This window comes from Xenorhabdus littoralis (assembly GCF_033949345.1).
In the GTDB taxonomy this organism is placed as follows: Bacteria; Pseudomonadota; Gammaproteobacteria; order Enterobacterales; family Enterobacteriaceae; genus Xenorhabdus; species Xenorhabdus littoralis.
Genome location: NZ_VCDP01000159.1, coordinates 1 through 8,665 on the forward strand (window position 1 = coordinate 1; position 8,665 = coordinate 8,665).

9 protein-coding genes are annotated in these 8,665 nt (G+C 41.3%); 2 read left to right on the forward strand and 7 right to left on the reverse strand.

The window, feature by feature from the left end; all coding sequences use genetic code 11:
• Nucleotides 1-691: 691 nt before the first annotated feature.
• Entirely contained in the window at nucleotides 692-961 is a 270-nt protein-coding gene (gene rof, locus FE394_RS18825; RefSeq protein WP_319927853.1) for a Rho-binding antiterminator, read from the reverse strand.
• 328 nt (nucleotides 962-1,289) lie between these two features.
• Here rof and nlpE point away from each other — a divergent pair, with 328 nt between their 5' ends.
• On the forward strand, nucleotides 1,290-1,991 hold the full coding sequence (gene nlpE, locus FE394_RS18830; RefSeq protein WP_319927861.1) for an envelope stress response activation lipoprotein NlpE: 702 nt from the start codon (nucleotides 1,290-1,292) through the stop codon (nucleotides 1,989-1,991).
• Between the two features lie 74 nt (nucleotides 1,992-2,065).
• On the opposite strand, the gene proS is transcribed toward nlpE, so the two are convergent.
• The 6 genes from proS to metN all read right to left on the reverse strand — a co-directional run bounded on the left by proS (nucleotide 2,066) and on the right by metN (nucleotide 7,779).
• Complete coding sequence (gene proS / locus FE394_RS18835; protein WP_319927854.1) at nucleotides 2,066-3,787, reverse strand: proline--tRNA ligase; 1,722 nt, start codon at nucleotides 3,785-3,787, stop codon at nucleotides 2,066-2,068.
• Between the two features lie 115 nt (nucleotides 3,788-3,902).
• Nucleotides 3,903-4,610 carry a tRNA (N6-threonylcarbamoyladenosine(37)-N6)-methyltransferase TrmO gene (gene tsaA, locus FE394_RS18840; protein ID WP_319927855.1) on the reverse strand — a complete coding sequence of 236 codons (708 nt, stop codon included), beginning with the start codon at nucleotides 4,608-4,610 and terminating at the stop codon, nucleotides 3,903-3,905.
• 17 nt (nucleotides 4,611-4,627) lie between these two features.
• Nucleotides 4,628-5,005 carry an Rcs stress response system protein RcsF gene (rcsF, locus tag FE394_RS18845; RefSeq protein ID WP_319927856.1) on the reverse strand — a complete coding sequence of 126 codons (378 nt, stop codon included), beginning with the start codon at nucleotides 5,003-5,005 and terminating at the stop codon, nucleotides 4,628-4,630.
• Between the two features lie 155 nt (nucleotides 5,006-5,160).
• A complete protein-coding gene (locus tag FE394_RS18850) occupies nucleotides 5,161-5,976 on the reverse strand; it encodes a MetQ/NlpA family lipoprotein (protein WP_319927857.1) in 816 nt (271 codons plus the stop codon).
• A 125-nt stretch (nucleotides 5,977-6,101) separates the two neighbouring features.
• A complete protein-coding gene (locus FE394_RS18855) occupies nucleotides 6,102-6,755 on the reverse strand; it encodes a methionine ABC transporter permease MetI (protein ID WP_319927858.1) in 654 nt (217 codons plus the stop codon).
• Nucleotides 6,748-7,779 (reverse strand): methionine ABC transporter ATP-binding protein MetN, encoded by a 1,032-nt coding sequence (metN, locus tag FE394_RS18860; protein WP_319927859.1) that lies wholly within the window; start codon nucleotides 7,777-7,779, stop codon nucleotides 6,748-6,750. Before metN ends, FE394_RS18855 begins: the two co-directional genes overlap by 8 nt.
• 190 nt (nucleotides 7,780-7,969) lie before the next feature.
• On the opposite strand from metN, the gene gmhB reads away from it, so the two are divergent.
• Nucleotides 7,970-8,536: a D-glycero-beta-D-manno-heptose 1,7-bisphosphate 7-phosphatase gene (gene gmhB / locus FE394_RS18865; RefSeq protein WP_319927860.1), complete on the forward strand. Its 567-nt coding sequence runs from the start codon at nucleotides 7,970-7,972 to the stop codon at nucleotides 8,534-8,536.
• The last annotated feature ends 129 nt before the right edge of the window (nucleotides 8,537-8,665 follow it).

Here is an 8,665-nt window from a genome sequence, read left to right on the forward strand (position 1 = left end):
ATGCGGGTGGTTCTGATTTGAAAAAATTTCAGCATGTTATGTGTCCTGTAAGCTATGAATGGTCAAGTGAGTGGTATATGAAATTGATGACTATTTTAAATAAAAATAATTTTCACTTGAAAATATAAAAGTGTGTACTATATTTAAAATACAAGGACGGTTTTTACGTAGCGAAATTGGATATTTATTCAGACAGGGGCGGTACCATAACTATATTTAGTTGTTTTTAGTATTGTATTTAGTATTTATTGCAAGGAATTAAATGATGAGGTTTTCTTAATATTTCCATTATTAATAAAGTTGATATTGTTAAATAGAAAATAATATTTGATTCATTAAAATTATTACCTTATTAAATATTTACCATATGGAAAGGGATGCGTTGCTGTATTTTAAATTTGGTTATTAAATCTATTTTTTATTCAGCAAATTATTCCCTTTCCTTCTTATTATATTAAATTAATTCGGCCAAGAGGTTGTCTTTCATAATGCAATTTTCCATTGTGTATTATATAAGAGGCTGATCTTGACTATTATTAACTTTACATAGAGAAGTCTATCTCTGTTATTTATACAGTCGATAAATTTTCAAATGAAAATTGTAATTTAATAACTGATTTATAAAAGTTAATGAGGATAAAAAGCCCTTGTTAAATACAAGGGCTTTTTATCCTGTTTCAGGGGATATTTGTTATAGCGATGGAGAATACTCAATCATAATCGTTCCGATTTCTGGATTGCTGAAACTGATAATGTAATCTAACCTTAATTCACGGGACCCTTCATTTGACTCAATAAGAAGATACTCCACTTTTTTCCTCAAAATCAACTCATTAGCTTTACCTTCAAATATTTCGCCGCCTCGCAATTGGATATGCAAATGAAGTTGGCGCTGGCAAGCTAACTCAAGGTTGTCGTAATCATCACAATTAATGGGTTGGTATTCAGTATCTATAGACATATTTGCTCACCACTATGTTAGTGGCGGTGATCGTGCCGCCCGTGATTGACCAAACTCAAACGCAAAAAATGCTACCTACGACTATAGCACAGTAAGTTTTCTATAATCACTGTATAAGTCTGTGGGCATTGCGTTGAAATTAGCAGTAGATTAAACCCTTCGCTCATTATCAGGCAATGAAATTAGATCAAAATGTTTTTATTTTTCTCACCGTGTATTTTGGAGTACGGTAAAGTAACGTCAATCTTGTTACATAAAGCTTATGTTTTATCAGTAACGGACGTTATAAAAAAGAGTATTTTTTTGAATTTATTGGATTGAAATGATGATGAATAAAAAAATATTGTTTGCATTACTCGCAGCAGGAGTGTTCACATCCGCTGGATGTCAGAACAATTTGGCATTACAGGACAATTCCACAGCACAGATCAGCAGTGTATCTCAGGAAAAGTCTCTGCCAGCCGAAAAAGTGTTTAGTGGAATTGTGCCTTGTGCAGATTGTGCCGGTATTGAGACGACTTTACAGCTTGCTAAGGATGGGACATATATATTGGGACAGACTTATCTGGAAGCCAAAAGTGAGGAAAATACCTTCTTTGAAACGGGACATTGGGTAATCAATGGCAAAAAAATCGTTCTGACTAATCAAGATGGCAACAAATCCTATTACCAGATGAAAGGTGAAGATGTGGTAATGCTGGATATTAATGGCCAGCCAATCCAATCGGATTTCAACTATAAATTGGGTAAGGTAACATCGAAAAAGTTGGCAGGAGAATACAGCTATTTTGCTGATTCAGCACTCTTTACGGAATGTCGTACCGGAAAACGTTATGATGCTGCCGAAAATATCGATTTGGAACGTGGCTACAGTGCAACAGGAGTAGAAGGTGGGACGCCTGTTTATGTGGAAATAGAAGGCTATTATACGCTTCGTCCTTCCATGGAAGATGGGTTGTTCGATAATGCTGTGATCCAAACAGGTAAAATCCGTTTTGATAAAGCAGATTCCTGCAATACTAAGAAATAACGTCTGTCCTTTGAAAAAACCTGCGTTATCAATACGCAGGTTTTTCAATTTGAGCTGAGTTTTTTCAGGCGAAATTAAGCTTGTTGAATCTTTTCTTTCAGATATTCAACAATATTTTCCAGTTTCAGCATCTGCTTATCACCAGTACGGCGGCACTTGTATTCGATCTCGCCATTATCCAGATTGCGATCGCCGATAACCAGAGTTTGAGGTACGCCGATCAATTCCATATCAGCAAACATGACGCCCGGACGCTCTTTGCGATCGTCAAAAATCACGTCAATACCGCTGGCACGTAAGTCCGCATAGAGCTTTTCAGCGACTTCTTTCACGCGGAAAGATTTGTGCATGTTCATTGGCAAAATTGCTACTTGGAATGGCGCAATTGCGTTTGGCCAGATAATGCCACGATCATCGTGGTTCTGTTCAATGGCGGCAGCCACGATACGGGTTACACCAATACCGTAACATCCCATGGTGAGAACTTGATTATGACCATCTTCATTTTGCACCGTTGCTTTCAGGGCATCGGAATATTTGGTGCCTAACTGGAAGATATGACCAACTTCAATGCCACGTTTGATTAACAGCGTTCCTTTTCCGTCCGGGCTGGCATCGCCTTCAACTACATTACGGATATCAGCTACTTCTGGCAGTGGCAGATCGCGCTCCCAGTTAATACCAAAGTAGTGTTTGTCATCAACGTTGGCACCTGCACCGAAATCACTCATGACAGATACGCTACGGTCAATGATAACAGGCATTGGCAGATTCACTGGGCCTAAAGAGCCTGGGCCAGCTTTCACAATGGCACGAATTTCTTCTTCAGTAGCAAAAGTCAGCGGGCTGGCGACTAAAGATAATTTTTCTGCTTTGATTTCATTCAGTTCATGATCACCACGTACCAGAAGAGCAACTAATTTATGCTCGCTTTCTGCTGCTGCATGAACGATCAGAGTTTTGATCGTTTTTTCAATCGGCAGGTTGAACTGCTCAACCAGTTCAGCGATGGTTTTTGCGTTTGGTGTATCAACCAGACGCATCTCTTCAGATGGTGCCGCACGTTCCTGAGATGGCATGACCGCTTCAGCCAATTCAATATTAGCTGCGTAGTTAGACTCGGTAGAGAATACGATGTCATCTTCACCACTCTCGGCCAGAACTTGGAATTCATGGGAGGCGCTTCCGCCGATGGAACCGGTATCTGCCAGAACTGGGCGGAAATCCAGACCTATACGAGTAAAGATTTTGCTGTAGGCATCGTACATCTTATCGTAAGTCTCTTGCAGGGACTCTTGGTTCGTGTGGAAGGAATATGCGTCTTTCATGATAAATTCACGTGAGCGCATAACACCAAAGCGCGGACGAACTTCGTCGCGGAATTTGGTCTGGATCTGGAACAGATTCAATGGAAGCTGCTTATATGAAGTGACTTCGTTACGAACCAAGTCGGTGATAACTTCTTCATGAGTCGGCCCCAAAACAAAAGGACGTTCACCACGATCAACAAAACGCAGCAATTCTGTACCATATTGTTCCCAACGACCACTTTCCTGCCACAAATCTGCTGGCTGAACTACCGGCATGGAAACCTCAATCGCTCCCGCATTATTCATCTCTTCACGAACAATGTTTTCAACTTTTTTCAATACGCGGACACCTGTCGGCATCCAATTGTAAAGACCAGAAGCGAGTTTACGGATCATTCCGGCACGAAGCATCAGCTTATGACTGACAACTTCTGCATCAGCAGGCGTCTCTTTTAGAGTAGAGAGCAGATATTGGCTAGTACGCATAGTAAGTTTCCATTGGGTAGCAAAGTGCTGTTGGATGGCAATATCTTGCCACCCAAATCAGAAAATAAAGATAAACCGCTAGTCTACCAGCGAGCTTACGATGTCAAAAGGGGTTTTAGCGGTGTTCGATAGAAACGACTTCGGTCAGGGCATCAGAAACTAGCCAACGAACGTTGAAATCTAAAATATGAACTGCATATATTCTGTTTTCTTGCTCTTTCTTACGATAGGCCGGACGAGGGTCTTGAGCCAATATCTGGCTGATAAAACGTCGTAAATGAGGATAATTGGCCTGATAAGATAAAAGTTGGCACTCTGCTTCTGGTGAGAAGCTGACCTTCATGCCGGCATCGGGTGCGGCTTGAGCAAAACCCGCTTTAGCTTCTGGATATGATTCAGCGAAAGGCAAGTAAGGTTTGATATCGATCACGGGTGTACCATCCACCAGATCCAAACTACCCAGCTCTAAAACGACGCGATTGTTCTTGCATTGAATACCTTTCAATTCCACCAATGACATACCAATTGGATTGGGGCGAAAGGTCGAACGGGTGGCAAAAACGCCCATTTTGGCGTTTCCACCTAAACGGGGCGGACGCACTAATGGATTCCAGCCACCGTCCATTGTCTGATGAAACACGAAAATAACCCATAAATGACTGAACTGCTCCAGCCCGCGTACTGCATCAACCTTATTATAGGGTGCAAGTAACTCTAGCTGACCCGTACCATCTTGCACCAGACCCGGCTGACGGGGGATGGCAAACTTCTCTTTATAAGGAGAATGGACGGTTCCTATTTGCGTAAAATGAAAATCTGACATGGGCTTTTTAGTAATAATTATTTATTGGTTGTCAACAATGCTGAGCCTTCACAAATGGCCGTTTGGTAGCAACCTTGGCCGGATAAAATTGCACATTGATGCAGTAAGACTGCATTAGCGTTTAGAGCCGCTGCTCTCACCAGCATTTTCTGCCGTGCAGTAGCAATACTGGCTGGGGGATCTTGTAGTGTACTGCGGCAGGATTCTCCGGCCACAATTCCTAAATCTTTAAATGGTGAATCTAACAGCTCGTCTGTTTTGGTGTATAGGCGGACGTAAGAGGACACTTTGGCTGACGGATGTTTCAACTCCGCATCGGGCATATTGGCCTTATTTGACAGCGAAGTGCATCCAACCATAAAGAGCGCCATGAAACAGATAGGTAATACACGCATCGAGTTGAATCCTTATATTGATAAAGCCAGTGAGGGAGTGAGAGCCTATTCCACCAGGCAATTCAGGCAAAGCGTTTACTTTTCCGCAATAAAAATGGGCGGATATAAGAATATCCGCCCAATGATTTTAATCTTGATTGACTGAATATGAAAGATTACCAGCCTTTTATTGCTCCGCCTTTGAAGACTTTCTGAGCTTCTTGCTCAACTTCCGGAGATTGGTATGCTTTCACGAATTTTTGCACATTCTCAGCGTCTTTGTTGGCTTCACGGCTAACGATGATATTCACGTAAGGAGAATTTTTATCTTCAATGAAAATCCCATCTTGTTCTGGCGTTAAGCCAATCTGGCCTGCATAGGTATTATTGATAAGTGCAAAAGCGATCTTTTGGTCATCCAGTGAGCGTGGCAACTGCGGTGCTTCCAGTTGCACAATGTCCAATTGCTTAGGATTGCTGGTAATGTCCAGAATGGTCGGTAACAGGCCAACACCCTCTTTCAATGTAATTAAACCGTTTTTTTGCAATAACAACAGTGCACGTCCCTGATTGGTTGGATCGTTTGGTATAGCTATTTGAGAGCCATCTTTCAGTTCATCCAGCGATTTGATTTTTTTAGAGTAAGCCGCCATTGGGAAGATAAAAGAGTTGCCAACAATCGCCAGTTTGTAGTTACGTTCTTTAACTTGCTGATCTAAATAAGGCTTGTGCTGGAAGACATTCACATCAATATCTCCCTTATTCAGTGATTCATTCGGTAGAACATAGTCATTGAATGTTGTCAGCTCAACATCAAGGCCATATTTATCTTTTGCTACTTGTTTGGCGACTTCAGCAACTTTCAATTCAGGCCCTGCAATAACGCCGACTTTAATATGATTTGGGTCTCTCTGTTCTTGGCCGCAGCCTGCAAGAGCTAATGTACCTAATAATGCACCGATTACAGCAATGGATTTCAATTTCACTGACATATTTTACCCCTATTGAATACTGGTTTATAACCTGTCTTATCAAGTTACTGCGTACTACTATAATGAGGCTTTTAGGTCTCAGCCTTGTATTAGGTGACGTTATTGCCACCTTTGTTAAAATAATCTTATTTGCGATTGATGGTTTTTACTAAATGATCACCGCCTAACTGAATCAAAAACACTAAAACAACAAGTAACGCTAATACGGTATTCATCACAGTCGCATCGTATCCGATATACCCAAATTGATAACCAATCTGACCCAGACCACCTGCACCAACAGCACCTCCCATTGCGGAATATCCAACTAAAGTGATTAAGGTAATTGTGGCAGCATTGATCAAACTAGGTAATGCTTCCGGTAATAAAATCTTTTTGACAATCTGGAGTGGTGTTGCACCCATTGCTCGTGCAGCTTCGATCAAACCAGATGGAATTTCCAATAACGCATTTTCTACCATGCGGGCAATAAAAGGTGCTGCGCCGACCGTGAGTGGAACAATTGCTGCCTGTAAACCGATTGAGGTACCGACAATCAGCCGAGTGAATGGGATCATCCATACCAGCAAAATAATGAACGGAACCGAGCGGGTAATATTTACCAACGCAGACAGAATACGATAAAGCGTCCCATTTTCTATAATTTGCCCTGGTCGAGTGACATATAACAGTACACCTGCCGGCAATCCAATAACAAAGCCAAAGAAACCAGAAACGAAAGTCATTACGAGGGTTTCCCAGACTCCTTTAGCTAATAATAAAATCATTCCTTCAGACATAACCGAGAACCTCTACTTTCACATGATGCTCTTCTAAAAAAGCGATTGTTGCTTTGATATTGTCGCTTTCGCCATCTAACTCAGCCAACATGACCCCAAATTTCACACCACCGGCGTAATCCATTTGAGAACTCAGGATACTTATATCGATATTAAAGCGGCGAACTGCGATGGAAATTAAAGGGGCATCAACTGATTTACCTGTAAATTCCAGTTTCAATAATGGGCTGTGATCAGGCACATATTCCGGCTGCAATTTTTTCGCATAATCTTCTGGAATATCCAAATGCAGCGTAGATTTAATAAATTCTTGAGCAACGGGTGTTTTGGGATGCGAAAATATTTCACTAACAACATCTTGCTCGATCAATTGACCGCCACTGATGACTGCAACTTGGTCACAGATGCGTTTAACGACATCCATTTCATGGGTAATCAGAAGAATGGTTAAACCCAGACGACGATTAATGTCTTTCAATAATTCCAGAATGGAACGTGTTGTTGCAGGATCCAGAGCGCTGGTGGCTTCGTCACAAAGAAGTACCTTCGGAGAGTTTGCCAATGCGCGGGCAATAGCGACACGTTGCTTCTGACCACCAGATAAATTGGCAGGATATGCGTCATGTTTATCAGTAAGGCCGACCAACTCCAGCAATTCATTAACTTTAGTCTTTATTTCAGCTTTTGGGGTGCTATTCAGTTCTAACGGTAATGCTATATTGTCAAAAACCGTTCTGGATGACAGTAAATTAAAGTGTTGAAAAATCATGCCAATATGACGACGTGCACGAGTCAATTCACGCTCTGAGAGAGAAGTGAGGTCTTGCCCATCAACCAATACCTGACCCGAAGTCGGGCGCTCAAGCATATTCACACAGCGAATTAGAGTACTTTTTCCAGCACCAGAAGAACCGATGACGCCGTATATTTGCCCCTGTGGAACATGCAAATTAATATCTGAAAGCGCTTTGATTGAGCGCGATCCTTGTTGAAATACTTTATTTATCTGAGTCAGTCTTATCATTTTCTTCTTATTTGTTCTTCTTATTAGATTTAGAGATGAATGACCTGAGGACATTCAACAAGCCATGAATTAAAGTGGATGTTAAGGCGTCTAGACGTCTAAGTCAACTATGAATAAATTAAATGCTGCATTCTCATTCAGTGATAAATCATGCGATACTGTCTGCTTCGTTCATTCTTGGAGCAATCAGGTGACTCAAGGTATTCCTGTCATATTTTTAGATCGTGACGGCACGATTAACATCGATCACGGTTATGTACATGAGATAGATAACTTTCAATTTATTGATGGCGCGATTGAAGCCATGCTTGAATTGAAAAAAATGGGCTATGCGTTGGTCTTGGTAACAAATCAATCGGGTATTGCCCGTAAAATTTTTACTGAAGATCAGTTTATGCAGTTAACAGAGTGGATGGATTGGTCACTGGCAGACCGGGGTGTTGATTTCGACGGTATCTACTATTGCCCTCATCATCCAGAAGCAATAGATGAAGTATATAAGAAGACGTGTAATTGCCGTAAGCCACAAGCGGGGATGTTGCTTGATGCACAGGAAGAATTACACATTGATATGTCTGCTTCTTATATGGTGGGAGACAAGATAGAAGATATGTTGGCAGCAAATGCAGCTAAAGTTGGAACTAAGATTCTTGTTCGTACAGGAAAACCTGTAACAGAAGAAGCAGAACAGGCTGCAGATTTGGTTGTTAATAGCTTGTCAGACCTACCAAATGTGATAAAAAATAGGCAAAAATAGCCTTTTCGTTTAAAATCTGAACATTTAAATAAAAAAATCACAAAAAGGCTTGCGTAAATCAGAGAGCTCCCTATAATGCGCCACCACTGACCGACGCTGAGCTGAAGCCAGCCGCGGCGCGAAGTGAGA